The organism is Nocardioides sp. DN36 (assembly GCF_055380375.1).
In genome coordinates this window covers 1,916,858-1,943,441 of record NZ_AP043823.1, presented here as the reverse complement: position 1 = coordinate 1,943,441, position 26,584 = coordinate 1,916,858, and the positions used below count along the sequence as shown (strand labels likewise).

The window sequence follows — 26,584 nt, the reverse complement described above, 5'->3', positions numbered from 1 at the left end:
GACCGCGACCGGTGCGAGGGCCGGGCTCGTGAGGATCCTGGTCTACCCCCACCTGATGGAGATCGGCGGCAGCCAGCTCAACGCGATCGAGCTGGCCTCCCGGATAGCGCGCCGAGGGCACGAGGTCGTCCTCTTCGCCCCACGGGGGCCACTGGTCTGCGTCGCTGAGGAGCTCGGGCTGGACGTCGTGCCCGTGCCCCGTGAGAACGCATGGCCGTCGGTGCGCAACGGCGCTCGCCTGCAGCGACTGGTCACCGAGCGTGGCATCGAGGTCGTCCACGGCTACGAGTGGGGGCCCGCGCTGGACGTCGCCTTCGGGGTGGAGTCCTTCGGCCGGATGGGTGTGGTGACCACCGTGCTGTCGATGTCGGTGCCCCACTTCCTGCCGCGCCACTCAACGCTGGTCGTCGGCACTGCGAAGCTTCTCGAGCGGCAGGCGCCACGCCGCCCCGGCCCGACCCTGCTGATGGAGCCGCCGATCGACACTGACCTCAACCGGTCGCGCGATCCGGCCGGAGCGCGCTCGCGGCTCGGTGTCCTGCCCGGTGAGCTGGTGGTCTCGGTGGTCTGCCGGATGACGAAGGACCTGGACAAGATCGACGGCGTGCTGGCGGCGGCACGGGTCTGCGGATCGCTGGCCGCCGAGGGTGTGCCCGTACGACTGGTGGCGGCGGGCGACGGTCCGGAGCTCGGCAGGCTCCGCCGGCTGGCAGCCGGCGTGAACCTCGGGGCCGGCCGCGACGTCGTCACGGTCACGGGTGGGCTCCTGGACCCGTCGGACGTGTACGACGCGGCCGACGTAGTCATCGGCATGGGCAGCTCCGCGCTGAAGGGCATGGCGTTCGGCAAGCCACTGGTCGTCCAGGGAACGGCAGGGTTCTGGCAGCTCTTCGACGAGAAGAGCAGGGACCTGTTCCTGGACCAGGGGTGGTTCGGTGACGGGGGAGCCGGGGCGGACGACCTGGTGGCCGCGCTGCGCCCGCTGCTCGCCGACCCCGGTCGGCGGGCCTTCCTGGGGAGCCTGGGGCGCGACCTGGTCACGTCGCGCTTCGGGCTCGAGGCGGCCTCCGACCGGCTCGAGGAGGTGTACGTCGAGGCGGCCGGTCGTCCACCGGAGCGATCGGTGCTCCGCAGGGAGCTGACCCGTACGGCGTACGAGTTCGCCAAGTTCCGCGCGGTCCGCTTCAGGCAGGAGCACGTCCAGCCGCGGTTGCGGGCGGCTCCCGTGGCCGGGAGCCGACGATGAGCAGCTCGTCGCGGGACCCCGGGCTGACGACGGCGGTGCGTCGCGGCGTGGCCTGGAGCGCGATGAGCAACGTGGTGCTTCGTGCCGGGTCGTTCGTGGTGGGCATCGTGCTCGCCCGGATCCTGACACCCGGCGAGTTCGGGGTCTACGCCGTCGCCCTGACGGTGCAGGCCGTGCTCATGACGTTGGCCGACCTCGGCCTGAGCGCGGACCTCATCCGCGCCGACGACCCGGAGCGGCGCGCGCCCACTGTGGGAGCGCTCGGCCTCGCCTCGGGCGGGGTGCTCGCGGCGACCATGGCGGTCACCGCCGGCGAGGTGGCGGGGCTGCTGGGCAGTCCGGAGTCCGCCGACGTGATCGCGCTCCTGTCGGTCACCCTGCTGCTGGCCGGTGCGGGGGTCGTCCCGTACGCCATGCTCCAGCGCGAGTTCCGGCAGCGGGCGCTCTTCGGGATCGCCGCCGTCGACTTCGTCGTCTCCACGGTGCTGACGGTGGGGCTGCTGCTCGCCGGGTGGGGCGTCATCTCGCTGGCCGTCGGCCGGATCGCTGCGCAGAGCGTGGCGCTGGCCCTCCAGTTCCGGGTCTCCGGGGTCCGTCCCCGCTACCGGGCCGACCGACAGGTCGCCCGGTCCGTGCTGCGCTTCGGTCTCCCGATCGCGGGGGCCAACATGCTCTCCTGGGCGCTGCTCAACCTGGACAACGTCGTGATCGCCCGACTCGCGGGACCGGTGGCTCTCGGGTTCTACGTGCTCGCCTTCAACGTGTCGAACTGGCCGATGAGTGCCATCGGCCAGGTCGTGCGCTCGGTGGCCCTGCCGGCCTTCGCGGTGACCCGGGACGGACCCTCGCGTGATGGTGACCTGGCCCGGGGCACGGCTGTGACCTGGGCGCTCGCCCTGCCGAGCGGGGTGGCGCTCGCCGCTCTCGCCTCCCCGCTCGTGCGCGTGGTCTATGGAGACCGCTGGGCCCCGGCCGTCCCGGTCCTGGTCGCGCTGGGCCTCTTCGGTGCCCTGCGAGTGGTGTTCGACCTCGTGGTGGCCTTCCTGCTCGCGAACGGCTCCTCCCGCTCGGTGCTCGCGATCCAGGCGCTCTGGCTGGTCGCGCTGATCCCGGCCATGGTGGTCGGTACCCGGTGGCAGGGCATCGCCGGCGGCGGCTGGGCACATCTCGTGGTGGCGGTCACCGTGATCGTGCCGGCGTACCTGCTGGCGCTGCGCCGCGTCGGCGTCCGCGTCAGGACCGTGCTGGCGGCTTCCTGGCCTCCGCTTCCCGCGGCGTTGCTGGCCGGCCTGGCGGGTCACTGGGTGAGCTCGCTCGCCGCCGACCCGGCGGCCGGCCTCGCGCTCGGTGCCCTCGCCGGTGCTGCGACCTACGGCCTGGTGCTCGGTCCCTGGCTCCGCGGCCTGGCGCGCGCGGCGGCGCCGTCGTACCTCGTGCCGCCGCCGCGCGTGAGCGTGGTGATCCCGTGCTACAACTACGCCGACTACCTGGCGGACGCGGTGGGCAGTGCGCTCGGGCAGCAGGGTTGCGACGTCGAGGTCGTGATCGTGGACGACGCGTCGACCGACGAGAGCCTGGCCGTCGCCCGGCGCCTGGCCGCGGACCCGCGGGTGCGCGTTCTGGCGCACGACACCAACCAGGGACCCGTCGACTCGTTCAACCACGGACTGGAGCGGGCGACGGGGGAGTACCTCGTGCGCCTCGACGCCGACGACCTGCTCACACCCGGCTCCCTCGCGAGGGCGGCCGCGGTGTGCCGCGCCAGACCCGAGGTCGGGCTGGTCTACGGCCATCCGATCCACTTCGAGGGGGACCCCCCGCCCGCGAGGACCACCGGGGCCAGGCTCCGCGTCTGGCGTGGCAAGGACTGGCTGGAGATGGTGTGCCGCACCGGAGTCAACGTCGTCACTGCTCCGGAGGCGTTCATGCGGATGTCCCTGGTGCGCCGGCTCGGCGGTCAGCGTCCGCTCGCTCACACGCACGACATGGAGATGTGGCTGCGCCTCGCTGCCTTCTCCGACGTGGCCTACCTCGAGGGGGTCGACCAGGCCTGGCACCGTGAGCACGCCGCGAGCCTGTCCCAGCAGGCGGGGAGTCCGCTGGGCCTGACCATCCTGCGGGAGCGGCTGGCGGCGTTCGACGTCCTGTTCGACGGGCCTGCAGGCTGCCTGCCTGAGGCGCCGCGCCTGCGGGCGCTCGCACGGCGCACGCTCGCCACCGAGGCACTCGAGCGAGCCTGCTACGAGTACGACCGTGGTCGGGCCCCCAGCCGCGACGTCACTCCGTTGCGTGACTTCGCGGCCGCCACCTGGCCGGACGCCCCCGACCTGCCGGAGTGGCACGCCCTGGCTGCGCGCGTGGAGCAGGGCGACCGCTGGGCTCGCCGACGGCCATGGCTGCGGCTGCTGCCGGTCCGCCGGACCCTCGACGACTGGTGGTGCCACCGCCGGTGGTCCAGCAGCGGCTTCTTCCGCCATCCCCGCACGACGGCCGTGGGCCGGCGGGTCAGGGCGCACCGATCCAGGCCGCCGGTGGGAGACACCGATCAGGCCGACCAGCTGGAGGGAAGCACCCCATGACCCGCGAGTCCCGTCCGCCTCAGGACGTCACCACCGTCCCGTTCCTCGACCTGCAGCTGCAGAACGACGCAGTGATGGACGAGGCGAGGGCAGCGATCGAGGAGGTCTGCCGTTTGGGCGCCTTCGTCCTGGGGCCGCGCGTCGAGCAGTTCGAGTCGGAGTACGCCGACTTCTGCGGCGTCGACCACTGCGTGGGTGTCGGGAACGGCACCGACGCGGTCGAGCTCGCCCTGCGCGCGGCCGGCGTGGGGCCGGGCGACGAGGTGGTCGTGCCGGCCAACACGTTCGTGGCGACGGCGGAGGCGGTGCTCCGGGCGGGGGCCGAGCTGGTGCTCGCTGACTGCGACGACGACCTGCTCATCGACCCCGAGGACGTCGCCCGTCGCGTCACTCCTCGCACCCGGGCGGTGATCGGCGTGGACCTCTACGGTCAGGTGGCGGCCTTCGAGCGGCTGCGTGCGGTGGTGGACGAGCGGGTCGTGCTGGTCGAGGACGGCGCCCAGTCCCAGGGCGCGGCTCGGCACGGCCGACCCGCGGGCTCGTTCGGACGCGTGTCGGCCACCAGCTTCTACCCCGGTAAGAACCTCGGGGCCTTCGGCGACGCCGGGGCGGTGACGACCGACGACGGCGCGATCGCCGAGAAGGTCCGCGCCCTGCGCAACCACGGCGGCGTCCGCAAGTACGAGCACGGCGTCGTCGGCACCAACTCCCGGCTCGACTCCATCCAGGCGGTGGCGCTGTCCAGCAAGCTTGCGCGCCTGAAGGGGTGGAACGACGAGCGTGGGGATGCGGCTGACCGCTACGCGCAGCTGCTGTCCGGCCTCGAGGAGGTCCGGCCTCCTCGCGTCGTCGATGGCAACGAGCACGTGTGGCACCTGTACGTCGTCCGGGTCGCCGACCGGGACCGGGTTCTCGCGCAGCTGGGTGCTGCCGGCATCGGGACGGGGATCCACTACCCCGCCCCGGTGCACCTCCTGCCCGGCTTCGCGCACCTCGGCATCGGAGCGGGTTCGTTCCCGCGCGCGGAAGCAGCGGCCCGGCAGATCCTGTCGCTGCCGATGTTCCCCGGCATCACCGCTCGCCAGCAGGAGCGTGTGGTCGAGGTGCTCCGCGCGGCTGTGGGGCGGCCTTGAACGCGCTGGGCGTCACGTGGACCGCGCCGGGAAGGCGGCTGGCCCAGCGGGTGGTGCGGCGGGCCTACCACCACCTCCAGGCCGGGACGCTGGACTTCCCCCTGCTCCCCGGCGAGGTGGCCGACTCGACGAAGCTGACCGACTTCAATCCGGTCCGGGTCCCTGCCGGTACGCCGCTGACGGTGGGATGGCTGTGCGCCCCACCGGGGGCCGGGTCCGGTGGCCACACCACGATGTTCCGCATGATCGAGGCGCTCGAGGCGGCTGGCCACCGGTGCGTCCTCCTCGTCCACGACCGGCACGGCGGTGACGTGGCGCGGCACCGGGCGGTGGTGCGCAGCGCCTGGCCGTGGGTGTCCGTGGACGTCGTGGACCTCGCGCACACCCCACCGCTGGACGCCTGCGTCGCCACAGGGTGGCCGACCGCGCACCTCCTCGCGCGCAGGCCCGACCGGGTGAGCAGGTTCTACTTCATCCAGGACTTCGAGCCCTTCTTCTTCGCCCGAGGTGCGGAGTACGAGCTCGCGGCCGACACCTACAGGTTCGGGTTCCACAACATCGCGCTGGGGTCGATGGTGCAGCGACGGCTCAGGGAGGAGGTGGGCGTGGTCGCCGACCTGGTGCCCTTCTCCTGTGACACGGAGGTGTACTCGTTGGCGAACGCGGGGCAGCGATCCGGCGTGGTCTTCTACACCAAGCCCGATGTCGCTCGACGCGGCTACCGGCTGGGGGCGTTGGCCCTGGAGGAGTTCCACCGACGCCACCCCGAGCAGGAGATCCACGTCTACGGAGAGCCGGCTCCCGACCTTGCCGTGCCGGCGACCCGGCACGGGCGCCTCAGTCCCCAGCAGCTGAATGACCTCTACAACCGGTCGTCGGCGGGCATCGCGATGTCGTTCACCAACATCTCCCTGGTCGCGGAGGAGATGCTGGCGGCCGGGTGCGTGCCGGTGGTCAACGACTCCCCGGACGCACGGGCGGACCTGCCCAGCCCCGCGGTCGTGTGGACGCCGGCGACCCCCGGGGCCGTGGCCGATGCGTTGTGCCGGGTGGTCGAGAGCTCGGCAGCGGGGCGTCAGGCGGAGCTCGCAGCGGCCAGCGTGCGTCGCGACAACTGGCGCGTGGCCGGCCGTGAGGTGGTCCGGATCATCGAGTCGGTGGTCCATGAACGGTGAGTACCGAGCACCGGGCACCGGGCACCGGGCGGCGTCGGCTCACCGAGGCACGAACCTGCCCGACATGCCGAGCTCGGGCGGTCGACTACCGGGGTGCACGAGTGCGCGGACGGAGGCGATGGAGTCGCGATGGCCTCTGAGTACCCACGAGAGCTCGCTCGCGATGCTGAGCAGGTAGTAGGCCAACGACGCGGTCCGGCCGTGGCGTCGGCTGAACAGGCGGACCCGGTTGAGGATCTGCATCGAGTGGATGCGGGGGCTCTGGCCTGACTGGCCGCCGATGTGGGTCGCCGTGGCCGTGGGGACGTAGCGCGTGACCCAGCCGGCATCGCGCGCGCGCAGGCAGAAGTCGGTCTCCTCGGAGTAGAGGAAGAACGACTCGTCCCACCCGTCCAGGGTGTCGTGACACCGGCGGTCCACGAGCAACACCGCCCCCAGCGCCCAGTCCGCGGTCTGCGGGTGCAGGTAGGCCTGGGGGTCGGTGACGTACTCGCTCAGCGCCGGACGCCCGGTGCCGCCGAGACCGAGCGCGCGGGGCAGCGTGGGCTCGCGGCGGAGCGACGGCACCAGCGTGCCGTCGCTCTCGAACACCTTCGGCGCGACGATGCCGGTGCCGGGCAGCGCGAGTGCCTCGACCAGCGTCCGGATCGAGCCGGGATGCATCCGCACGTCCGGGTTGAGCACCAGGATCGGCTCGCCCCCGCCGAGGTGCTCGACGCCGCGGTTGATGCCGGCGGCGTACCCGTCGTTGGCGGCACGGACGAGCTCGCAGTCGCTGCGGCCGGCGACGATCGTGCAGGTGTCGTCGGTGGAGGAGTTGTCGACCACGACCGTGCGCGACGACAGCCCGTCGAGCGCGGCGGGCAGGCTGTCGAGCAGGTCCTCGATGACGTGCGCGCTGTTGTAGGTCACGACCACGGTCGCCACGCCGGAGGTGTCTGCTGGCACAGCGACATGCTAGGTGCCGAAGACTGGGGACCTCAGCCGTTTGGGTCCGCAGCGTGGATGCCGCGAGGTTACCGTTGCGCGTGGTTTCCGTCCTCCTCGTGGCGCCGGGCGTCGACGCGACCGACGTCGGTGAGGCATGGGTCGCGCACCAGTGGGCCAGCCGTCTCAGCCGCCGCCACGACGTGACCCTGCTGACGCACCGCAAGCGCACCCGGGCCTCGGCGCGAGACCAGCTGCCGGACGTCGAGGTGGTCGAGTGGCTCGAGCCCCCTGTCATCGGCCGTGCCGAGCGCTTCAACAGCCTGGTCAAGCCGTGGTACCCCTACTTCCACCTGGCCTGTCGTCGCTGGATCCGCGCGGCCCAGAGAGCCGGCCGGACCTTCGACATCGGCCACCAGCCGGTGCCGGTGGCGATGCGGTACCCCTCGCCGCTTGCCGGCACCGGGGTGCCGTTCGTCATCGGCCCGGTCGGCGGGAGTTTGCAGACACCTCCCGGTTTCGCGGGCGAGGACACCGCGCCCTGGTACGTCGACCTGCGCCGACTCGACTCCCTGCGGTTGCGTGGGGACCCGATGCTGCGGCGCACCTACGAAGGTGCCGACATGGTGCTGGGCATCGCGCCGTACGTCGAGGAGTCGTTGGCGTCGTTGCGTGTGCGTCGCTTCGCCGTCATGAGCGAGACCGCGCTGGAGCGGCTGCCGGCCGCAGTCGACCGTTCCGGCCGCCAGGGACCGGTGCGGCTGCTCTTCGTGGGGAGACTGATCCGGACCAAGGGAGCACGCGACGCGATCCGAGCGCTGGCCCATCTCGGGGACCTCCCGGTGTCGCTCGACGTCGTCGGCGACGGCTTCGACCGCCCGGCCTGCGAGGCCCTGGTCCGTGAGCTGGCGCTGGGCGACCGGGTGACCTTCCACGGCTCGCAGCCGCGGGACGAGGTGGAGCGGTTCTACCGCGAGGCCGACGTGTTCGTGTTCCCCAGCTACCGCGAGCCGGGAGGCAACGTCCAGCTGGAGGCGATGGGGCACGGGCTACCCGTGGTCGTCGCAGACCGGGGCGGCCCGGCCGCGGCTGTCTCGGACGACTGCGGATTCCGCGTCACGCCGACGACACCCGTGGACTACGCCCGGGCGATCGCCGCTGCGTTGCGACCGTTGCTGGTGGACCCGCAGCTGCGCCGTCGGATGGGGGCCGCGGCCCGGGAGCACGTCGAGCGCACCGGCACCTGGGACCAGCGGGTCCGTCAGATGGAGACGGTCTGGTCCGAGGTCGTCGGGTCTCCCGTCTAGGCGTGGAAGCCGCGGGCCATGGCAGCTGCACGCTGACGGGCGGTGTCAGCGTGGTCGAGCAGGGTTGCCCGCCGTCCCACCGTCCACGCCTCGAGCGGGGTGCCCAGGAACGTTGCGTGGAAGCGGCCGGCGCGCAGGGCGGCCACGACGGAGGCGGGGCTGGGCCTGCCATCGACGTCGAGGACAGTGGCCAGGGGGTGGAGCTGTCGCCGGCGGTGGAAGTCCAAGGAGGCGACCGTCCCGACGCGCCAGGCGGCCGCGAGCTCGACAGCCGTCCTGGAGGGTCGCCAGCCGTCGTACTTGCGGTTCCAGGCCTCGACCCCGACCAGGTGGCGGCCCCACCCGGGGTCCACCGAGTCGAAGGCGTCATGACGTGCTGGATGTGCCAGTACGGCGGCTCCGCCATTCTCGCTCACCTCCTCGAGGAGGGAACCGATGTCGCGACCGTCGCCCAGATGGGGAAGGTCGCCCCACGCAGGCACGTGCACGACGTTGGAGGCGTCGCGGTACTCCATGCCCGGCACGACCAGGAAGTCCGCCGTGGAGAGGTCCGCACAGAGCCGCCGGTACCCCTCCCATGAGCCCTCGTCCATGCTCTGCGAGTGCTCGGCCGTCAGCGCGGCGTCGTAGCCGCACCGACGCAGTGTGCGCATGATGCGGGGGAGGTCCCAGACGCCGTCGAAGGACCAGGTCGAGTGCACGTGCACCGCCGCCCGGATCTCAGGCATCCTCCGCTCCCTTCGCGCGCTCGTACGGACCTCGCCATGGTGGCCGCGTGTCCATCGGGCCACTCGGCCGCGGCTACGAGGTACCCGGAATTGGTGGCACCGGCCCGACTTGGAACCACCTGACGACCCTGCTTCGTACGCTCGTCAACTCACGCACTCGTCCGCGTGGAGGGGGTCGCAGAAGTGCCGACCGGTCGCAGCATCACCCCGGTCCTGTCTGTGGACATGGACTTCGCTCGTTACGCCCGGGACCACACGCACGGGCGCACCCCGGACCGCTATCCCTACGGCCTGGAGTCGCTGCCTCCGGGTTGGGAGCTTCGCTACGCCGCTCCCCGCCTGACGGGGCGAATGACCGAGTGGCTGCGCCGAGCCGTCCGCAAGGTCACCGGTGCGGACGTCGTGGCCGCGTTGCAGCGCTCCCGGGCGATCCGTGACGCCGACGTCCTCTACGCGCACAACGAGGCCGACTATCTCGGAGCCGCCTTCGTGCTCAAGGTCTGGCGCTCGCGCCGGCCCTACCTGGTGGGCCACACCATCTGGCTCTTCGCATGCTGGGACGCGCAGCCCCGATGGCGACGCCTCCTCCACCGCTGGCTGATGTCCCGGGTCGACCTGTTCGTCTACAACGCCGCCCCGAACCTCGACCTGGGAGTGGAGATCTTCCCGCAAGGCACCCACGTGTATGTCCCCTTCGGCGTCTCTCCGGCCTTCGGGGCGCACGGCACCTGGTCGGGCGAATCCGCGCTGGTCCTCTCGGTCGGCAACGACAGGTCCCGCGACTGGGACACGCTGGCACGAGCCGTCGCACGGCTCCCGTCCCACCTCGAGGTGCGGCTCGCGACGAGCCACCGCCCGTCCGGGATGGAGCGTGCCGTCGTGCGTCCGACCGAGACGATCGAGGAGCTCTGCGAGCTCTACCGCACTGCGCGCTGCCTGGTCGTGGCGCTGCACGCGAACGCTCACGCCGGCGGCATCACCACGATCCTCGAGGCAGCGGCCGTCGGCACGCCGATCGTGGCCACGAGCGTGGGTGGCCTGGAGCGCTACTTCGCCGACGACCAGGTCTCCTACGTCCCGGAGGGTGACGACGAAGAGCTGCTCGCACGCATCCTGGAGCTGACCCAGGACCGCAGGGCTGCGGCCGGACTGGGAGCCCGGGCGCGGGCTGAGGTCGCGTCCTCGGGCTACACCAACGAGGCGTACTGGAGGCGGATCGTCGCCTGCATCGAGGCCCACCCACGGGTGGGACGGTCCGGGTCAACCTCCTCCGGGGGGCGTTCCACCGGCGTCAGGTCCTGACCCGGCGCGACGTGACGCTGCGCAGCGTCCCCATGGTGTCCTCCCACAGGACTGCCGCCCGACCCCGGCGAGCGTTGTAGAAGCGATCGCCCGGATGCCAGGCCAGCACGCTGCGGGCGGCACCGGGCAACGAGGGAAAGGTCTCGAGCAACGGATCCACAGGTGCACCGTCGCGTCGGGCCTGGTGCAGCTGCCGGCGGCCTCGCGCCACGAACGCGAGATGCAGCAGCTCGCGGCCGACGTGCCTGACCACCACGTGCGGCCCGACGGAGACAGGGGACGGACAGAAGGCAGGATCGAGCGCTGCGGCCACCGCCCAGGCCGGGTAGTCGAGCCCGCGCCGGGTAGCCAGCGCCATGCTGCCCCAGGCCCTGCCGTTCAGCTCCATGAACCAGTGTCGGCCGTCCCCGTCGGTCAGCAGCTCGATCATGAAGAGGCCGTCCCAACCGGCGTGTCCGATGAAGCGCCGCGCCGCGTCCTCCAGCTGGGGAGCCACGTCCACGGAGCGGCACGCGCTCGAGCCCGAGCCGGCGGGATTCATCATCCGGAGCCTGCGATGAGCGCTGAGGTTCATCACCTCGCCCCGACGGGCATGGCCGAACACTCCTGCTCCCGTCCCGAGGAGTATCGGCTGGACCAGTACCGGGTCGGTGCGTCCGACCATGAGGAGTGCAAGTGCCTCGCGGTTGTGGGCCACCGAGGACGCGCCCTTGCCGACACGACCGTCGCTCACCGTCACGGCCAGCGCGGACTTGGCGATCCACGGTCCGGGCTCGTCGAGGTCCGGCAATGGCTGCCGGGGTTGCAGGACGGTCGTGACCGGAACCAGCAGCCCGGCCGTCCGTGCAACTTCGATCTGCCGCTGCTTGTCGAGTGCGAGCAGTGCGTTCGACCCCGTCGGGCCCGCCACCGGCAGTCCGGTCTCCTGACGAACGTGATCGGCCACATCCACCGCCACGTCGTCGAAGGGCATCACGACGTCGCAGCCCAGATGTGTGGCCATCCGGCCGACCTGGCCGCACGTCGCGGCGTGGTCCAGCTCCGGGGGAGTGACACGGTGCAGGACGACTCGTGGGTCCCGCGCGAGGGCCGGGGAAGCTCCCTCCCGGGTGAATGCGTGGACGTCGTAGCCGTGGTCCAGCAGGTTCCAGGCGGACTCGATCGCAGCGAGCGACTCCGCGAAACCGACAAGTACGCGCGCCCCGGGCTGAGCGGTCACCTGAGGCTCTTGGCGAGGATGCGGACGTCGTTCCTGGCCCTGCGCCAGGCGGCTCGAGCGCCGATCAGCTGCCGCTCGACCGAGGCCACGTCGTCGTCTGCTCGGATGCTGAAGCGGGGCTGCAGCCACGTCCCCGGGTCGGCAGTCGCCCGGTCGCTGGTCATCACACGGCGGTATTCGCGCCTGCGCAGCTCACCGAGGACCCTGCGGTCGTAGCCGCCCAGGGGGCAGGCCGCCGTGTCGACCTCGGCCTCGAGGGCGGCTGAGATCACGTCTCGAGCGCGCCCGAGCTCTTCGTCCAGATCTGCATCGGAGATCCCTCGCCACGAGCGGTGGTGCATGCCGTGCGAACCGATCGACATCCCGGCGTCCCGCAGGGCGCGCACGTCCTCGACCGCCAGGCTTCCGGGCTTTCCGAGACGGGCGGCCAGGACGAAGAATTCCGCGGTCAGCCCGCGCTCGAGGAGCCCGGGCAACGCGGCCGTCAGGTCGGACGAGTTGCCGTCATCGAAGCTCAGCCGGACGTCGCTGCGGCCGGCAACGAGGTCGAGCACGTCCAGGAAGCTGCGCTCGTCGACCCAGTAGCCGGCCTCGCCCGGTTCCAGGGTGCGACCGGGCGCGCCGATGCCGTGGAAGCACAGGTTCACGACCTGTGAGGTCTTCCGGGCAGCCATGGTGCCTCGCAGGTGTCCGTTGTCGGAAAGGACCGCGCCCCCGTTGACCCGGCGCCGTTGTCGCGAGTCTATGAAGCGCCGGCAGCGGCGACTTCGCCCACGTTGGCGATTCGTCATCGTCGCCCGTCGAGTTCGATGGACACATCGGGGGAGGTGTGATGACGGTCGGCTTGCTGTTCGCCGTGGTGGTGCGACGTTGGTATGTCGCAGTCCTCGGCATGTGCGTCACGTTCGCCACCGCGCTCGCCGTGCATCAGGGTGCCGGCCTGTACTGGACCCAGGTCGACGTCGTCTTCCTCGCTCCCGCGAGCGCGCGCTACCCCAACAAGATCGAGCAGACCTTCTCGAGCCTCATCGTCACCGCAGGCATGGTCGAGGCACAGCTGAACAACGGTCACCGCATGGCGGCGACCTCCTCGGCGGGGGCCACGCTGGCCGGCCAGGGCGTGCGCGACGGACACCTCATCCGGGTGCCCAACTCCGGCGGGCAGTGGGCGCTCAACTTCGACCGCCCGGTGCTCGACGTGCAGGTCATCGGTCCGAACCGGGACGAGGTGCGGACGCGCTTGCGCGAGATCACCCGGCGCATCGACACCCAGCTCTACCGGATCCAGGCTCGAGACGGCGTCGCTCCGGGCAGCTTCATCACCACGACCTCGGCACCTGACAGTGCGCAGATCTTCTACCTCAACGGTCGCCCTGGTCGTGCGGCCGTGGCGACGCTGCTGCTCGGGACGGCCGCCACCGCGCTGGCCTGCGTCATCGTCGACGGACTGCTCCGCCGACGAGCCCTGGCACCGGGCCGCCGAGGTGAGCGGCTGCGGGAGTCGTTGCTCACCCGGTGACCGGGCCGCCGGCATCCGGCGCAGGGCTCAGCGGCGCCGGGCCCGCATGGGAGCTGTCGCGTCCTCCCCATTCCTTGCCGGTGTCGGTCCCGGAGTGTTCGCGGGCGGTCGCCGTCGTTCCGGTGCACCGGACCCGGGGCCCGCGGAGGTGGGCCGCTTCACCGCGGCGGCCGTCCTCGGTGCGGTGCGGCCGCGTCGAGCGGGGCCGTCACCCCCCCGGTCCGGTCGCCCCTCGTCTTTTCCCGTCCGCCCCGCTCGTCGCACGAGCAGGCCGTCCACGGCACCGATCAGGAACACCAGCAGGGCCAGTGTGCCGCCACCGACGGCGATGCCGGCGCGGATGCGTGCCTTCTGCAGGACAGTGGGCTCACTGTCGCGAGTGATCTCGATGGCGACGATCCGTGCGTCCGGTGCGATGCCGAGCCGCTCCTGCAGGTCGGCGAGCACCTTCGGAACCTGGTTGACCACGTCGCGCGCGAGCCGGGACGTCGCAGTCGAATGATGACCGGTGGTGGTGATCAGCAGGATCGGCGCACTGGTGGTGTAGTCAGGGGCCACGACGTAGTCCGCCTGGCCGCTGTCGATCGCAGCGTGCGTCGCGTCGCTGTTGAGTGCGCGGATCATGACACTGGTGACCTGGGTCAAGCCACTCAGTGAGAGGTAGCGGTTTGCCGTCGGGTCCTCCGTGCTCTTCGGAGGCACGAGCACGACGCTCGCCTCGGTCTGGTACGTCGGCGCGACGCTGTGCACGGTCAGTGCTGTCGCGGCGGCGGCCAGGAGCACCGCGACCAGCACGAGGTGCCAGCGCCGTCGGAGGCTGGCAAGGAGCTCTCGGGAGTTCATCCGGAGCCTGCCGAGGACTGATGTGTCTTGCAGTGCTGAGTCACGAGCTGGCGATCTCCTCGAGCGTCTCGTCCCACATGTTCCCGGACCATTGGTTGCCGGTGCCGTCCTCCCACTTGGCGACGGGTCCGTAGGAGCCGCCGTGGGGGAAGTACTTGCGGGAGATGCGGTTGTCGGTGATGACGATGTGGTGGGTGGTGCCGTGGGTGCCCTGGCCGCCGGCGTAGATGGTGTAGCCGCCGCCGGCGAGGAGGTTGTCGGTGATGGTGCGGTTGGCCTCGAGTCCGAAGTCCTGGAAGAGGCTGATGGCGTCGGTCTGTCCGTGGGGGTTGAAGATCGTGTTGTGTCGGATGGTCATGGGCACGGTGGAGCCGTTGGAGGTGGTGCCGTTGACGTGGTCGCCGGGCTGTTCGGCCAGGGCGTGGATGTAGCTGTCGGCGATGAGGCCTTCGTGGGTCTGGATGCCGGTGGTGGTGCGGGCGATCTCGGTGCGTCGGATGCGGGTGCCGCGGGCGTCGCCGTAGACGTCCTTGATGCCGACGAGGAGCCGGGGTCCGTCGGGGAGGATCTCGGTGTCGGTGATGGTGGCGTTGGTGCTGTGGATGAGGCCGAGGCCCCAGTCCTCGCCGGTGTTGATGATGCGGACGTTGCGGACGGTGACATCGTCGGCCCAGATGTTGAGGTGCCCGTGGATGATGGCGTTCTTGAAGACCTCGCCGTCGGTGCGCAGATCGACGTTGTCGTTGATGGTGCGCAGCTTCGACTCGCCCACGGTGACACCGGTGTTGGTCGCGTCGGGGTAGCCACACACGTGCGGACGCCACGCACAGTTCCGCTCGGGTCGGGGTTTCCCGGGCGCCGCTGAGGGCGAGCCGGCGGAGGGGCCGGCGGTCGCCGATGGTGATGCCTGGGCGGACTGGCGCGTCGCCGTCGGCTCGTCGGATCCGCTGCAGCAGGCCACCATCGACTGCACCGCGACCAGCCCGAGTGCCGCGGCTGTCAAGCGACTCACGGCACCACCACCACCTGTCGTGACGCGCGTTCTTCGACGCGGACGAGACGCCACTGCGCCCCCGAGACACCCAACACCAGGAACAGGAAGCCACCGGCCATCGGGAAGCCGAGTCCGTCGTAGAAGGCGAGGCCGAGTGCTCCCGCAGCGACCGACGCCATCAGGGCCTGGCCCAGCTGCTGACGGCCCGCTCCGGTCGAGGTCGTGCGCACCAGGCGAGAGCAGACCATGCCCGTGACGAGAAGTCCGAGGAACGCGGCGAGCCCGACGAAGCCGACCTCGATCATCAGCCCGAGGTACTGGTTGTCCAGGATCCGGTACTTCGGCAGGAACGTCGAGTAGCCCCGCCCGAAGAACGGGGAGCGGTCGATGAACTCGCCGGCGATGGCGTACGAGTCGACTCGTGAGATCGCGCTCGAGTCCGAGCTGATGCTGGTGAACAGGCCCGTCAGGGTGCCGAGCATGCCGGGGATGGTGACGAAGATGAAGGTGCCGAAGACGAGGAACGCACCCGCGGCCAACTTGCGCACCTGGGAAGGCCACGCGACTGCGACCAGGATGGTGCCGAGGGCCACGCACAGCAGCGTCGAGCGGGAGATCGCCAGCACCGCGGCGAAGTAGATGGCTGCCACGGGGTACCAGCGACGCAGCGCCCCGCGCGACGCGTCGGTCAGCGCGAGGTTGACCGCGACCGGCAACGCCATGGCCAGGACGGCGCCGAACTCGATCGCGTGCAGAGCAGTGCCCGGCGGGCGGTCGAACCCACCCCTCATGGTGACGGCGCCCAGGGCTTGCGTGGCGCTCAGGCCGGGGATGTGGATCCTGTCCACCAGGGTCTCGCCCGTGAAGAACTGGATGATGCCGACGGTTGCCTCGACACCTCCGGCGAACGCCACCCGACGCAAGAAGGTGTCCAGCCTTCCCGGGGAGGCTATGCCGTCGTTGGCGAGGAGCAGCACACCCAGCCAGGACAGCAGTACGACGACCCCCAGCTGCGCCGTGCTCGACTCCTCCGGGTCTATGGCGCGCGTCATCGCCACCACGTAGCTGATCGTGAAGGAAGCGAGCAGCAGGAAGGCGGCCGTCCGGACCGGTTGACGTCCCTGCCCCGAGGGCAGCGGACGGCGGACCTGCGAGTACCCCCACCATCCGAGGCATCCGAGCCCCACCAGAACGGCTGGAGCGCCCGCCCCGCCCACCGGCGCGATGACGAGGCGGGAGGGCAGTGCGACCAGCAGCACGAGGTAGAGGGTGAGCACTGACACCGCGTCGACACCGATGGGCGCCCGCGAGGGACCGGTGTTGCTCGACGAGTCCATCTCGGAGCCCCCTACAGATGCCTGCAGCCGTCCAGTCTCCGACGCTAGTCCGACCTCCGGGCTCGGGCTCCGGGACGCGGTGATTACCCCAACATGCGGTACCCGTTCGTCACCGCTCGGCGATGCGCTCCCCGCTGTCGTCCCAGACGTTCCCGGACCATTGGTTGCCGGTGCCGTCCTCCCACTTGGCGACGGGTCCGTAGGAGCCGCCGTGGGGGAAGTACTTGCGGGAGATGCGGTTGTCGGTGATGACGATGTGGTGGGTGGTGCCGTGGGTGCCCTGGCCGCCGGCGTAGATGGTGTAGCCGCCGCCGGCGAGGAGGTTGTCGGTGATGGTGCGGTTGGCCTCGAGTCCGAAGTCCTGGAAGAGGCTGATGGCGTCGGTCTGTCCGTGGGGGTTGAAGATCGTGTTGTGTCGGATGGTCATGGGCACGGTGGAGCCGTTGGAGGTGGTGCCGTTGACGTGGTCGCCGGGCTGTTCGGCCAGGGCGTGGATGTAGCTGTCGGCGATGAGGCCTTCGTGGGTCTGGATGCCGGTGGTGGTGCGGGCGATCTCGGTGCGTCGGATGCGGGTGCCGCGGGCGTCGCCGTAGACGTCCTTGATGCCGACGAGCAGCCGGGGTCCGTCGGGGAGGATCTCGGTGTCGGTGATGGTGGCGTTGGTGCTGTGGATGAGGCCGAGGCCCCAGTCCTCGCCGGTGTTGATGATGCGGACGTTGCGGACGGTGACATCGTCGGCCCAGATGTTGAGGTGCCCGTGGACGATGGCGTTCTTGAAGACCTCGCCGTCGGTGCGCAGATCGACGTTGTCGTTGATGGTGCGCAGCTTCGACTCGCCCACGGTGACACCGGTGTTGGTCGCGTCGGGGTAGCCACACACGTGCGGACGCCAGGCGCAGCCGGGCACCGACTGGACCCGGCTTGCTTGGCTGCGCCACCTGCCCGTGCCGTCTGCCGCCCGGAACACGGCCCGCAGGCGGTGCTGCCCGGGCCGCAAACGGTCCAGTCGAAGCGCGACCGAGGTGCGTGCATCCCGGTCCACCTTCGTCTTCGCGAGCACTCGCCCGCTGCTGGTCTTCACCAGCATCGTGCCCGCGGGATGATCCGGCGAGGCCTCGACGGCCGCACGGGCCCGAGGACGCACCGAGGAGGAGACCTTGGCGCGGATCCTCAGCGAGGTCGTGACGGACCGTGCCCGTGCGTCGGGGGAGGCCGCGGCCGTGCCGTGGGTGTCGGCCGCCGTGGCGTCGGAGAGCAAGAGCGTCGGAGAGCACAGAGCCGTGGCCAGTGCCGTGCAGAGCATCAACAGGCGGTGTGGGCGGAACAGGGGCATGCGGAACTCCCGGGCTGGACCGTCCGGCGCCGGGGAGTACGCCGGATGACCGCCGAGCCCGGTCTCAGGAGTGCTCGACCCTGCTGGGCGATCGCGGCCAAGAAACTAGCCCGATGCGGACCCGTGCCGGTGGCGACGTCCCCCAGATGGGGGATGGGCTGACCGTAGCCGTCAGACCTTGTCGGCCCAGATCAGATAGCTGCCGTACAGGGAGTGAGCCGGGACGAGCTCGCCCAGGACGCGGGAGATCCGCCCTGAGCCTCGCACCCGGACCGACCGGAAGCCGTGCATCTTCAACCGATGACGCAGCACCGGGATGTGGTGCTGCGTCAGGTGCCCAGGTCCGTACACGCTCATCCCCGACAGCCTCAGCCTGAGGTAGGCGGGGTTCGGCGTGGTCAGGAGGAGGCGACCGCCGACGGCGAGGACGCGCTGGAACTCGCAGAGGGTGGGGTCCACGTCGCGTGGATAGAGGTGCTCGAGGAACTCGCCCGCGACGATCGCGTCGACCGACCCGTCGTCCATGGGCAGGTCCGTGGTCGTGCCTCGGAGCGTGTGCGCGTAGACAGGGGGGAGTGCGTCCAGGCGGCTCTGCACCACGTCGACGCCCCACAGCTCGAGGCCGGGCCTGAGCGCCGCCATCGCCGCGCCACCGCGCCCCGTGCTGCACCCGACGTCCAGCACGGTCCTAGCCGACGTAGGCAGGTGTCGCAGGAACTGCTGGTAGCGCTCGACCGTGAAGACGTCGTGCTCGCCCTCGGGCTGCGTGAGGTTCTCTGCCTCGTACCGGTCGAGCGACGAGTCAGTCATGAGTGCTCCAGTCAGGGAGTCGGTGGCCCAGTCCGAAGAAGCTCTGCACGGCAGCCGCGATCCGCGAGGCGGCGTGCCCGTCGCCGTACGGGTTCACCGCCCGCGCCATGGCGTCGTACGCCGCCGGGTCGGTCAGCAGCGTGGTCACCTCGTCGACGATGCGCTGCTCGTCGGTGCCGACGAGGCGGACCGTGCCGGCGTCGACCGCCTCCGGCCTCTCGGTGTTGTCCCGCAGCACCAGCACGGGCTTGCCGAGGCTGGGTGCCTCCTCCTGCACCCCGCCGCTGTCGGTGAGCATGATCGTGCTCGAGGCCATCGCCCGCGCGAAGTCGGCGTAGCCGAGCGGTTCGGTGATCGTGACGTTGTCCATGCCCTGCAGCGGCGGCAGGAGCACCTCGCGCACGACCGGGTTCAGGTGGGCGGGGAGCAGGAAGCGGACGTCGGGGAACTCCTTGGCCAGCCTGGCCACCGCGGTCGCGGTCCGACCCATCGGGTCCCCCCACGACTCGCGACGGTGACTCGTGACCAGCACCGCCGGACCGCCGTCGAGGACATCGACGGCCGGGTCCTCGGCCGGGAGATCGAGCGAGAGCACCGCGAGGAGCGCGTCGATCACGGTGTTCCCGGTGACGACGACGTCGGCGGGGTCGATCCCGTCGCGCAGCAGGTTGTCGCGTGACAACGGGGTGGGAGCGAGGTGCAGGGAGGTGAGCTGCGAGGTGAGCCGGCGGTTCATCTCCTCGGGGAACGGGTTGTAGCGGTCCGTGGTCCGCAGGCCGGCCTCGACGTGGAAGACGGCGACCTGCTCGTAGAACGCGGCCAGCGAGGCGATGAAGGCCGTCGTCGTGTCACCCTGCACGAGTACGGCGTCGGGCCGGACCGCGCGGACGGACTCGGTGAGCCCGTCGAGGATGCGCTGGCTCATGGTGTGCAGCTGCTGGCGGGGCTGGATCACGTCGAGGTCGAGCTCCGGCACGATCCCGAAGAGCTCGTTGACCTGGTCCAGCATCGCCCGGTGCTGGCCGGTCACCGCGACCACCACGCGCAGCCCCGACACCTCGCGCAGCGCGATGACCACCGGCGCCAGCTTGATGGCCTCGGGCCTGGTCCCGTAGACCACCATCACCGTCGGCACTCGTCACCTCCACAGGCCGCGGGTGTCGTAGACGACCTTGCCCGCCAGCCGCGACCGGCTCAGCGAGCGGAAGTGGTCGTGGTCGGTCAGGAGGACCACGATGTCGGCCTCGTCGATGGCGGTCGAGGCGGGCTCCAGCCGGATGTTGGGGAACTCGGCCAGCTCCGCCGGCAGCACGTGCGACAGTGGCTCCGCGATCCGGATGTCGACCTCCGGGAGCGCGCGTGCGATGGCCACGACCACGTCGACGGCCGGGCTCTCGCGCAGGTCGTCGATGTTCGCCTTGTAGGAGAGCCCGAGACAGGCCACGGTGGGGTTGCGGAAACGCTCGGTCTTGCGCACGACCTGCTCGGCCACGTGCTGGGGCTTGACGATGTTCACCTCGCGCGCGGTGCGGATCAGCCGCGAGCGCTCCGGCGCCGCACCCACGATGAACCACGGGTCCACGGCGATGCAGTGCCCGCCGACCCCCGGGCCCGGGGTCAGCACGTTGACGCGGGGGTGGTGGTTGGCGAGGCGGATGACCTCCCACACGTCGAGCTGGAGGTCCTCGCTGATGAGGGACAGCTCGTTGGCGAAGGCGATGTTGACGTCGCGATAGGCGTTCTCCACCAGCTTGGCCATCTCGGCGCTCGCGGCATCGGTCAGGATGATCTCGCCCTGGGTGAAGACCCGGTAGAGGGAAGCGGCCTTCGCCGCGCATCGCGGAGTGACACCGCCCACGACCCGGTCGTTGGTGACCATCTCGATCATGATCCGGCCGGGCAGCACGCGCTCGGGGCAGTGCGCGACGTACACGTCCGGCACGCCCTCCGAGCTGTGCGGGAAGACCAGGTCGGGTCGCAGGTCGGCCAGCCACCGGCTCACCTTGTCGGTGGTGCCCGGGGGAGAGGTGGACTCGAGGACGACGACCTCGCCGCCGCGCAGCCGGGGCGCGATCTGGCCGACCGCTGCGCGGACGTACTGGAGGTCGGCCTGGTGGTCGCCCTCGAACGGCGTCGGCACGGCGATGATGAAGGCGTCCGCCTCGGGGGTCTCGGTCGTCGCGGTCAGCCGCCCCTGCGCGACGGCCCCGCTCACGGCGGCGGAGAGGTCCGGCTCGACGAACGGCACCTCTCCGTTCGCGACGGCCTTGACGGTGGCCTCGTTGATCTCGACCCCCACCACCTCGATGCCCCTCGTGGCGAGCACGGCGGCTGTCGGCAGCCCGATGTAGCCGAGACCGAGGATTGCGACGCGGCCCTCGAAGACGGAGTCGGTCATGGTGTTGCCCCCTTGAGATGGTGGATGCGCTTCGGCGCGTGCGGGTACGCCGGGCGCCGGTGGACCAGCTCGAGCACGACGAGCCCGATGAACGCGCAGTTGGTGACGAGGTAGCGGCGCCAGAGCCGACGAGGCTCCTGGGCCACCCGGTAGGCCCACTCCATGCCGACGCGCTGCCACGCGCGTGGGGCGCGGCGGGTGACCCCCGCGAGCACGTCGAAGGAGCCGCCCACGCCGTGCATCACGGGCACGCCGAGCCGGTCGCCGTGCTCGCCGAGGAAGATCTCTTTCTTCGGCGTGGTCATGCCCAGGAAGAGCATGTCCGCGCCGCTGGACGCGATGTCCTCGGCGACCCACGCCGACTCGGCATCGGTGAAGTAGCCGTCGCGGCTGCCGACGACCGTGACCCCGGGCCAGCGTCGGGCGATCTCCCGGCGGACCCGCTCCAGCACGTCCGGCCGGGCGCCCAGCAGGTAGACCCCGAGCCGGTCCCGGTCGGCGAGCGCGAGCAGCTCCTCGAAGAGGTCGATGCCGGTGACCCGCTCCGGGAGCGGTCGCCGGAGCACGTGGCTCGCCCAGACCACCGACTGGCCGTCGGCGACGAGCACGTCGCACTCGAGCAACGAGTCGCGCAGGACCGGGTCGGCGGTGAGCTTGGCGATCTTGGCCGCGTTGACGACACCCACGAGGCAGCGTTCCTGGCGGCGGATCGCCTCGCCGGCCAGGGCGACCGTCTCCTCGAGGGTGAGCGGATCCACCTCGAGGCCGAAGAGCACGCGGGGGTCGGTCCGGAGGTCACTCATCGGGCGCACCCCCTGCCCGGGTGCCCGGCACCGGTGGGAGCCAGGCGTAGAGCAGCCAGCCCAGCTCGTAGGGCCGGCACTCGTGGTCGACGACCGACGGAGGGAGCAGGGTGTCGATCCCGGGCGCGTGCAGCCCCGGGCGCAGCGCGGTGGTGAGCGCGCCGATGCCCCGGGCCGCCTTGGGAGGCTCCCGTCGGCCGACCTTGCGCCAGACCAGCCCGAAGCGGTCGCTGACGAGCTCCTCCACGACCTCGGGGTGCTGGTCCAGCCAGGCCAGCCCCGCCGCGACCTCGGTCCGGCGGTCGGCGCCACCGGCCTCCCACAGGTCGAGCAGGGCCATCGGGGCCATCGCGTGCTGGTGGACGCTGTAGACCGGGTAGCGCTCCACGATCCGGCCGTCGCGCGCGTCGTAGTGCCACCACCACTGGCCGGCCGGGCCCTGCAGCCGGCAGATCCGCGCCGCCGCCCGATCGGCCGCGGACAGCAGGTCGGTGCAGCCGGTGAGTCGCGCCGTCCGGGCCAGCGCCTGGAGGGGGTAGACCTGGTCGGCGAAGCTGCCCACGTGGGCCCGCCACCGGGGTTGCGTCCGGGCAGGCAGGACGTGCGCCCACAACCCGGAGCTGCCCTGCTCCCGCAGCAGCCGTGCCGACGCGGTCGCGACGAGCTCGTCGGTGTCCCCGAGCCGTGCCCCCGCCACCCCGGCGGTCAGCGACCAGGCCAGGTCCAGGGCCGGGATCGGTGCGGGGGAGGCGACGGCGGCGGCCAGCCGCGCGAGCAGGTGGTGCGGCAGCTCGTCGTACACCTCGGCGGCCGACCACACCGCGAGCGCGACGGCGCCGAGGTCGGCGCTCGTCTCGGCGCGCTCGACGACGAGCGCGGCCACGTCACGGGCGGTGCGCCCGTCGACCACCTCGCGCTGCGCGGGCGCGGGCAGGCGGCCCAGGCCGAGCGCCGCGATCGCGGCGTACCGCAGGTCGGTTCCTTCGCTGACGACACGCACGCCGGCACCACCGGGCAGCCCCCGCACGGTCCGGGCGAACTCGCCCGTGCCGGGCAGGTACGCCGCAGCCAGACCACGCGTCGACAGCTCCACGAGGCGGTCGACGCGCTTCCCGGCTGCTGGGTCGAGCTCACTGAGGGCCGGCACCCGTCCTGTGTCCGGCCCTATCCTGGTCGGCTCCCGCAGAAGCTGCTGGTCCATCGCTTTTCCTCCGTCGCAATCTCGGTCGCGGTCCCGAGGGCGACCAGGTGCTGCTTGATGGGTCCGGGGCCGATGGACTTCGCGGCGACCGTCGACTCGCCGGCGGCCGCGTGAGCGGCTGCCGTGGCGAGGAGGTGGCACAGGCGAGACATCGGTGTCCTTCGGAGAAACGGGGGGACGGTGCCCGGCGTGAGAACCGGCACCTGCTCTCATCAGAGACGGTCTGGACCGGGCTGGCAACCTCGAAATCGCGATTACCCACTAGAGGTGACCGGACGGCTACCCACATGAGGGGACGGGCCGCTGCGGCGCTCCGCGAGGGGCGTCCCCACGAGAGGGGAGACGTCATCACGGACCCTCACCGCCGGGGTGCGACCGCTCTGCCGGCCCTCGGACTGCGGCAGGATGGGCCCATGGCCATCCAGATCACCGGCGACCCCGCCGCCGACCAGGTCCTGACCGACAGCCCGTTCGCGCTCCTCGTCGGGATGATGCTCGACCAGCAGTACCCGATGGAGCACGCCTTCCGCGGCCCGGCCAAGGTGCTGGACCGGTTCGGCACCCTCGAGCCCGCGGCGATCGCCGCCGCCGACCCCGAGGAGTTCGCGGCGCTGTGCGCGACGCCGCCGGCGATCCACCGCTTCCCGGGTTCGATGGCCGCCCGCTTGCAGGCGCTGGCGGCCCTGGTCGAGGAGCAGTACGACGGCCGCACCGAGCGGCTGTGGACCGACGCCGCGACCGGCAAGGAGCTGCTCAAGCGGGTGATGGCGCTGCCGGGCTTCGGCAAGCAGAAGGCGCAGATCTTCGTGGCCCTGCTCGCCAAGCAGCTCGACGTCCGCCCGGAAGGGTGGGAGCAGGCCGTGGGCGACTACGCCGAGGACGGCTACCGCTCGGTCGCCGACGTCGTGGACGAGTCCTCGCTGCAGAAGGTCCGCGACTACAAGAAGCAGAAGAAGGCCGCCGCGAAGGCGGGATGAGACGCGGCGTTCGTCTCATGTCACGCGGGTGGCCCCGGGGTGAATGCCCGGTGATCACCGGCCCCGTGGCAGAATGACGACGCGGCCTTGACGTATCCGGGCCTCGCCGCGCCCACGTGGTCTGAACCGCCAGCTTACGAGAGGTGTTCGTGTCCTCGAACGCACGCAAGATGCTTCCTGCCGAGGTGCTGTCGCACCCTGCCGTCGTGGCCCTGGTCGAACGGGGCACCCCTACCGGCAGCCTGACGCCGGAGGAGGTGCGCCAGGCCAGTGAGGACGCCCGGGTCGAGCCCAAGCACCTCAAGGCGCTGCTGATGCACCTGAGCTCGCTGGGGATCTCGGTGCACGTGACCGCCTCGAGCACGCGTGCGGTCGCCGCGACCTCGACGCGCAAGACCACCACGGCCAAGACGGCCAAGAAGGCGCCGGCCAAGAAGGCGGCCGCCGCGACCCCTGCGAAGAAGGTCGCGGCCAAGAAGGCCGCCGGCGCGTCCGCGGACTCGGCCGAGGTCGAGGTCGCGGTCGAGGCGGCCCCGGTGATCGGACCGGACGGCAAGAAGATCCTCCCGGACCTGCCCGACGAGCAGTTCGAGAAGGACGTGAAGGCCGACCCGACGATCGAGGAGGACGAGAAGTCCGCCACCTTCGTCGTCTCCGACGCCGACGACACCGGTGAGCCCGAGCAGCAGGTCATGGTCGCCGGCGCGACCGCCGACCCGGTCAAGGACTACCTCAAGCAGATCGGCAAGGTGCCGCTGCTGAACGCCGAGATGGAGGTCGAGCTCGCCAAGCGGATCGAGGCCGGCCTGTTCTCGGAGGAGAAGCTCGCCAAGGGCGGCAAGATCTCCCCGAAGCTCCTCGAGGAGCTCGAGTGGATCGCCGAGGACGGCCGACGCGCCAAGAACCACCTCCTCGAGGCGAACCTCCGCCTCGTCGTCTCGCTGGCCAAGCGCTACACCGGCCGCGGCATGCTCTTCCTCGACCTGATCCAGGAGGGCAACCTCGGTCTGATCCGCGCGGTCGAGAAGTTCGACTACACCAAGGGCTACAAGTTCTCGACCTACGCGACCTGGTGGATCCGCCAGGCGATCACCCGCGCGATGGCCGACCAGGCCCGCACCATCCGCATCCCGGTGCACATGGTCGAGGTCATCAACAAGCTGGCGCGCGTGCAGCGGCAGATGCTCCAGGACCTGGGCCGCGAGCCCACCCCGGAGGAGCTCGCCAAGGAGCTCGACATGACCCCCGAGAAGGTCATCGAGGTCCAGAAGTACGGCCGCGAGCCGATCTCGCTGCACACCCCGCTCGGCGAGGACGGCGACTCCGAGTTCGGTGACCTCATCGAGGACTCCGAGGCGATCGTCCCGGCCGACGCCGTGTCCTTCACGCTCCTGCAGGAGCAGCTGCACGCCGTGCTCGACACGCTCTCGGAGCGCGAGGCGGGTGTCGTGAGCATGCGCTTCGGCCTCACCGACGGCCAGCCCAAGACCCTCGACGAGATCGGCAAGGTCTACGGCGTGACCCGCGAGCGGATCCGCCAGATCGAGTCCAAGACCATGTCGAAGCTGCGGCACCCGTCGCGCTCGCAGGTCCTGCGCGACTACCTGGACTGACCCTCCAGCCCGACGCACACGAATCCGGCCCGCACCCCTCGGGGTGCGGGCCGGACTGCGTCTGGAGACCGAGAGGTCAGCCGCGCGCCTTGGCGCCCTTGGCGTCGCGGCGCACCCGCCGGCGCAGCTGGAGGATCCGCAGGGTGCCGGCGATGGCGGCCAGGAACAGCCCCGCGGTGGTGGCGATCAGCAGGGTCACCGAGAGCGGGGCGGTGCCGTTCCAGCCGAGGAAGGCGACCTCGACGGTCTGGGTGTTCTGGGCGATGAAGATGACGAGCAGCACGAGCACGAGACCCAGGCCGACGACGGCGACCCAGATGCCGCTGGTCCGGGAACCACGCAGCGGGTCCTTCGTGGAGGTGCGACCGGCCTCCGGGCGGGTGGTCGGGGCGTCCGGTGAGGTGGTCGGGGCATCCGGCCCGGCGGTCCCGGCGGTGTGGCCGGAGTCCGGAGTCGTTGCGGGAGACGTGGGGGAGTCGTCGCTCATGCCTCATTCCTACCCGGTGGGCCCAGACTGCAACCCCGCACGGCTTCTGTGCATCTGAGCAGTGAGACACACACCGAACCCACAGGAGCAGCTCGCCATGAACCGCACCACCCGTGCCGCCCGCGCCGTCGCCACCGTCCTCCTCAGCGCCACCGTCCTCGGCGTCGCCGCCCCCGCGATGGCGGAGAAGGTGAGCGTCGAGGACCCGGCCGACGCCACCGCGTCGCTCAACGACGTACGCGGTGCCACGCTCGACCACCGCGAGGTGCGGGTGCGGGGCACGGTCTCGGTGACCGACCTGCGAGCGAGCTCCGACGGCGGTCCGGCGAGCATCCAGGTCTTCCTCGACACCGACCGGTCGCGCAAGGGGCCGGAGTTCCGGATCGCCAGCGGCCTCCAGGAGGGCACCGACTACCAGCTGTCCCGGATCCGGGGCTGGAAGGCCGTGGGTGGGCCGTTGAGCTGCGCCCACCACCTCAGCCTGGACAACGCCGAGGATGTGGTGAGGTACCGCGTCAAGCGCACGTGCCTGGGCACCCCGGACAAGGTGCGCGTCGCGGTCAAGATGTACGACGCGTACGACGCCTCGCACCCGGTCGTCGACTGGCTCGGCGGTCGGCGCGAGTTCACGTCCTGGGTGCGCAGCAGCTGAC

24 protein-coding genes are annotated in these 26,584 nt (G+C 71.2%); 10 read left to right on the top strand and 14 right to left on the bottom strand.

The genetic code is table 11. From position 1 onward, the window contains the following. Nucleotides 1-28 precede the first annotated feature (28 nt). Genes ACZ43H_RS10235 through ACZ43H_RS10220 form a run of 4 tightly spaced genes read left to right on the top strand, consistent with a single transcriptional unit; the run spans nucleotide 29 to nucleotide 6,133 of the window. A complete protein-coding gene (locus ACZ43H_RS10235; RefSeq protein ID WP_464589951.1) occupies nucleotides 29-1,246 on the top strand; it encodes a glycosyltransferase family 4 protein in 1,218 nt (405 codons plus the stop codon). Continuing rightward, nucleotides 1,243-3,825 (top strand): oligosaccharide flippase family protein, encoded by a 2,583-nt coding sequence (locus ACZ43H_RS10230; protein ID WP_464589950.1) that lies wholly within the window; start codon nucleotides 1,243-1,245, stop codon nucleotides 3,823-3,825. Before ACZ43H_RS10235 ends, ACZ43H_RS10230 begins: the two co-directional genes overlap by 4 nt. Further along, entirely contained in the window at nucleotides 3,822-4,958 is a 1,137-nt protein-coding gene (locus ACZ43H_RS10225; RefSeq protein ID WP_464589947.1) for a DegT/DnrJ/EryC1/StrS family aminotransferase, read from the top strand. Before ACZ43H_RS10230 ends, ACZ43H_RS10225 begins: the two co-directional genes overlap by 4 nt. Further along, nucleotides 4,955-6,133, top strand: coding sequence for a rhamnosyltransferase WsaF family glycosyltransferase (locus ACZ43H_RS10220; protein ID WP_464589943.1), 1,179 nt, complete (start codon nucleotides 4,955-4,957; stop codon nucleotides 6,131-6,133). Before ACZ43H_RS10225 ends, ACZ43H_RS10220 begins: the two co-directional genes overlap by 4 nt. A 39-nt stretch (nucleotides 6,134-6,172) precedes the next feature. Here ACZ43H_RS10220 and ACZ43H_RS10215 read toward each other — a convergent pair whose 3' ends face one another. After that, complete coding sequence (locus ACZ43H_RS10215; protein ID WP_464589941.1) at nucleotides 6,173-7,081, bottom strand: glycosyltransferase family 2 protein; 909 nt, start codon at nucleotides 7,079-7,081, stop codon at nucleotides 6,173-6,175. A gap of 80 nt (nucleotides 7,082-7,161) precedes the next feature. Here ACZ43H_RS10215 and ACZ43H_RS10210 point away from each other — a divergent pair, with 80 nt between their 5' ends. Further along, complete coding sequence (locus ACZ43H_RS10210; RefSeq protein WP_464589939.1) at nucleotides 7,162-8,367, top strand: glycosyltransferase family 4 protein; 1,206 nt, start codon at nucleotides 7,162-7,164, stop codon at nucleotides 8,365-8,367. Here ACZ43H_RS10210 and ACZ43H_RS10205 read toward each other — a convergent pair. Beyond that, a complete protein-coding gene (locus ACZ43H_RS10205; RefSeq protein ID WP_464589937.1) occupies nucleotides 8,364-9,095 on the bottom strand; it encodes a CehA/McbA family metallohydrolase domain-containing protein in 732 nt (243 codons plus the stop codon). The genes ACZ43H_RS10210 and ACZ43H_RS10205 overlap by 4 nt on opposite strands. A gap of 225 nt (nucleotides 9,096-9,320) precedes the next feature. Between ACZ43H_RS10205 and ACZ43H_RS10200 the strand changes: the two genes are divergently transcribed. Continuing rightward, nucleotides 9,321-10,397, top strand: a complete 1,077-nt coding sequence (locus ACZ43H_RS10200; RefSeq protein ID WP_464589935.1) for a glycosyltransferase — start codon at nucleotides 9,321-9,323, stop codon at nucleotides 10,395-10,397. Here ACZ43H_RS10200 and ACZ43H_RS10195 read toward each other — a convergent pair. Both ACZ43H_RS10195 and ACZ43H_RS10190 read right to left on the bottom strand, forming a co-directional pair. Continuing rightward, nucleotides 10,387-11,400: an ATP-grasp domain-containing protein gene (locus ACZ43H_RS10195; RefSeq protein ID WP_464589933.1), complete on the bottom strand. Its 1,014-nt coding sequence runs from the start codon at nucleotides 11,398-11,400 to the stop codon at nucleotides 10,387-10,389. The genes ACZ43H_RS10200 and ACZ43H_RS10195 overlap by 11 nt on opposite strands. A 212-nt stretch (nucleotides 11,401-11,612) precedes the next feature. Further along, nucleotides 11,613-12,290 carry a polysaccharide deacetylase family protein gene (locus tag ACZ43H_RS10190; protein WP_464589931.1) on the bottom strand — a complete coding sequence of 226 codons (678 nt, stop codon included), beginning with the start codon at nucleotides 12,288-12,290 and terminating at the stop codon, nucleotides 11,613-11,615. Nucleotides 12,291-12,448: 158 nt separating this feature from the next. On the opposite strand from ACZ43H_RS10190, the gene ACZ43H_RS10185 reads away from it, so the two are divergent. Next, nucleotides 12,449-13,135, top strand: a complete 687-nt coding sequence (locus ACZ43H_RS10185; protein ID WP_464589929.1) for a hypothetical protein — start codon at nucleotides 12,449-12,451, stop codon at nucleotides 13,133-13,135. A gap of 27 nt (nucleotides 13,136-13,162) precedes the next feature. Here the strand turns inward: ACZ43H_RS10185 and ACZ43H_RS10180 are convergent, their stop codons facing one another. The 9 genes from ACZ43H_RS10180 to ACZ43H_RS10140 all read right to left on the bottom strand — a co-directional run bounded on the left by ACZ43H_RS10180 (nucleotide 13,163) and on the right by ACZ43H_RS10140 (nucleotide 22,854). After that, nucleotides 13,163-13,930, bottom strand: coding sequence for a hypothetical protein (locus ACZ43H_RS10180; protein WP_464589927.1), 768 nt, complete (start codon nucleotides 13,928-13,930; stop codon nucleotides 13,163-13,165). A gap of 88 nt (nucleotides 13,931-14,018) precedes the next feature. Then, nucleotides 14,019-14,789 (bottom strand): hypothetical protein, encoded by a 771-nt coding sequence (locus ACZ43H_RS10175; RefSeq protein WP_464589925.1) that lies wholly within the window; start codon nucleotides 14,787-14,789, stop codon nucleotides 14,019-14,021. A 197-nt stretch (nucleotides 14,790-14,986) separates the two neighbouring features. After that, nucleotides 14,987-16,309, bottom strand: a complete 1,323-nt coding sequence (locus ACZ43H_RS10170; protein WP_464589923.1) for an O-antigen ligase family protein — start codon at nucleotides 16,307-16,309, stop codon at nucleotides 14,987-14,989. Nucleotides 16,310-16,418: 109 nt separating this feature from the next. Next, nucleotides 16,419-17,642, bottom strand: coding sequence for a right-handed parallel beta-helix repeat-containing protein (locus tag ACZ43H_RS10165; RefSeq protein WP_464589921.1), 1,224 nt, complete (start codon nucleotides 17,640-17,642; stop codon nucleotides 16,419-16,421). A 171-nt stretch (nucleotides 17,643-17,813) separates the two neighbouring features. Continuing rightward, nucleotides 17,814-18,452, bottom strand: a complete 639-nt coding sequence (locus ACZ43H_RS10160; RefSeq protein ID WP_464589919.1) for a class I SAM-dependent methyltransferase — start codon at nucleotides 18,450-18,452, stop codon at nucleotides 17,814-17,816. Beyond that, nucleotides 18,445-19,587, bottom strand: a complete 1,143-nt coding sequence (gene wecB, locus ACZ43H_RS10155; RefSeq protein ID WP_464589917.1) for a non-hydrolyzing UDP-N-acetylglucosamine 2-epimerase — start codon at nucleotides 19,585-19,587, stop codon at nucleotides 18,445-18,447. Before wecB ends, ACZ43H_RS10160 begins: the two co-directional genes overlap by 8 nt. Nucleotides 19,588-19,590: 3 nt before the next feature. Then, nucleotides 19,591-20,850: a UDP-N-acetyl-D-mannosamine dehydrogenase gene (gene wecC, locus ACZ43H_RS10150; protein WP_464589915.1), complete on the bottom strand. Its 1,260-nt coding sequence runs from the start codon at nucleotides 20,848-20,850 to the stop codon at nucleotides 19,591-19,593. Further along, nucleotides 20,847-21,653, bottom strand: a complete 807-nt coding sequence (locus ACZ43H_RS10145) for a WecB/TagA/CpsF family glycosyltransferase (protein ID WP_464589913.1) — start codon at nucleotides 21,651-21,653, stop codon at nucleotides 20,847-20,849. Before ACZ43H_RS10145 ends, wecC begins: the two co-directional genes overlap by 4 nt. Continuing rightward, nucleotides 21,646-22,854, bottom strand: a complete 1,209-nt coding sequence (locus tag ACZ43H_RS10140; protein ID WP_464589911.1) for a hypothetical protein — start codon at nucleotides 22,852-22,854, stop codon at nucleotides 21,646-21,648. Before ACZ43H_RS10140 ends, ACZ43H_RS10145 begins: the two co-directional genes overlap by 8 nt. A gap of 413 nt (nucleotides 22,855-23,267) precedes the next feature. Here ACZ43H_RS10140 and ACZ43H_RS10135 point away from each other — a divergent pair, with 413 nt between their 5' ends. Together ACZ43H_RS10135 and ACZ43H_RS10130 are read left to right on the top strand one after the other, a co-directional pair. Next, nucleotides 23,268-23,831, top strand: coding sequence for an HhH-GPD-type base excision DNA repair protein (locus tag ACZ43H_RS10135; RefSeq protein ID WP_464589909.1), 564 nt, complete (start codon nucleotides 23,268-23,270; stop codon nucleotides 23,829-23,831). 143 nt (nucleotides 23,832-23,974) lie between these two features. After that, the gene (locus ACZ43H_RS10130; RefSeq protein ID WP_464589907.1) at nucleotides 23,975-25,444 is read left to right on the top strand and encodes an RNA polymerase sigma factor; all 1,470 of its coding nucleotides are present in this window, start codon (nucleotides 23,975-23,977) and stop codon (nucleotides 25,442-25,444) included. Between the two features lie 76 nt (nucleotides 25,445-25,520). On the opposite strand, the gene ACZ43H_RS10125 is transcribed toward ACZ43H_RS10130, so the two are convergent. Then, complete coding sequence (locus ACZ43H_RS10125) at nucleotides 25,521-25,931, bottom strand: LapA family protein (protein WP_464589905.1); 411 nt, start codon at nucleotides 25,929-25,931, stop codon at nucleotides 25,521-25,523. A gap of 97 nt (nucleotides 25,932-26,028) precedes the next feature. On the opposite strand from ACZ43H_RS10125, the gene ACZ43H_RS10120 reads away from it, so the two are divergent. After that, nucleotides 26,029-26,583: a hypothetical protein gene (locus ACZ43H_RS10120; protein ID WP_464589903.1), complete on the top strand. Its 555-nt coding sequence runs from the start codon at nucleotides 26,029-26,031 to the stop codon at nucleotides 26,581-26,583. Nucleotide 26,584 lies beyond the last annotated feature (1 nt).

What these genes read in the sequence shown, in the direction of transcription:
- ACZ43H_RS10200 (WP_464589935.1), top strand. Translation starts at nt 9,321, where the DNA reads ATGGACTTCGCTCGTTACGCCCGGGACCACACGCACGGGCGCACCCCG.
- ACZ43H_RS10225 (WP_464589947.1), top strand. Translation starts at nt 3,822, where the DNA reads ATGACCCGCGAGTCCCGTCCGCCTCAGGACGTCACCACCGTCCCGTTC.
- ACZ43H_RS10230 (WP_464589950.1), top strand. Translation starts at nt 1,243, where the DNA reads ATGAGCAGCTCGTCGCGGGACCCCGGGCTGACGACGGCGGTGCGTCGC.
- ACZ43H_RS10205 (WP_464589937.1), bottom strand. Translation starts at nt 9,095, where the DNA reads ATGCCTGAGATCCGGGCGGCGGTGCACGTGCACTCGACCTGGTCCTTC.
- ACZ43H_RS10190 (WP_464589931.1), bottom strand. Translation starts at nt 12,290, where the DNA reads ATGGCTGCCCGGAAGACCTCACAGGTCGTGAACCTGTGCTTCCACGGC.
- ACZ43H_RS10165 (WP_464589921.1), bottom strand. Translation starts at nt 17,642, where the DNA reads ATGCCCCTGTTCCGCCCACACCGCCTGTTGATGCTCTGCACGGCACTG.
- ACZ43H_RS10185 (WP_464589929.1), top strand. Translation starts at nt 12,449, where the DNA reads ATGACGGTCGGCTTGCTGTTCGCCGTGGTGGTGCGACGTTGGTATGTC.
- ACZ43H_RS10140 (WP_464589911.1), bottom strand. Translation starts at nt 22,854, where the DNA reads ATGGACCAGCAGCTTCTGCGGGAGCCGACCAGGATAGGGCCGGACACA.
- wecC (WP_464589915.1), bottom strand. Translation starts at nt 20,850, where the DNA reads ATGACCGACTCCGTCTTCGAGGGCCGCGTCGCAATCCTCGGTCTCGGC.
- ACZ43H_RS10170 (WP_464589923.1), bottom strand. Translation starts at nt 16,309, where the DNA reads ATGGACTCGTCGAGCAACACCGGTCCCTCGCGGGCGCCCATCGGTGTC.
- ACZ43H_RS10135 (WP_464589909.1), top strand. Translation starts at nt 23,268, where the DNA reads ATGGCCATCCAGATCACCGGCGACCCCGCCGCCGACCAGGTCCTGACC.
- ACZ43H_RS10120 (WP_464589903.1), top strand. Translation starts at nt 26,029, where the DNA reads ATGAACCGCACCACCCGTGCCGCCCGCGCCGTCGCCACCGTCCTCCTC.
- ACZ43H_RS10125 (WP_464589905.1), bottom strand. Translation starts at nt 25,931, where the DNA reads ATGAGCGACGACTCCCCCACGTCTCCCGCAACGACTCCGGACTCCGGC.
- ACZ43H_RS10145 (WP_464589913.1), bottom strand. Translation starts at nt 21,653, where the DNA reads ATGAGTGACCTCCGGACCGACCCCCGCGTGCTCTTCGGCCTCGAGGTG.
- ACZ43H_RS10195 (WP_464589933.1), bottom strand. Translation starts at nt 11,400, where the DNA reads ATGGCCACACATCTGGGCTGCGACGTCGTGATGCCCTTCGACGACGTG.
- ACZ43H_RS10160 (WP_464589919.1), bottom strand. Translation starts at nt 18,452, where the DNA reads ATGACTGACTCGTCGCTCGACCGGTACGAGGCAGAGAACCTCACGCAG.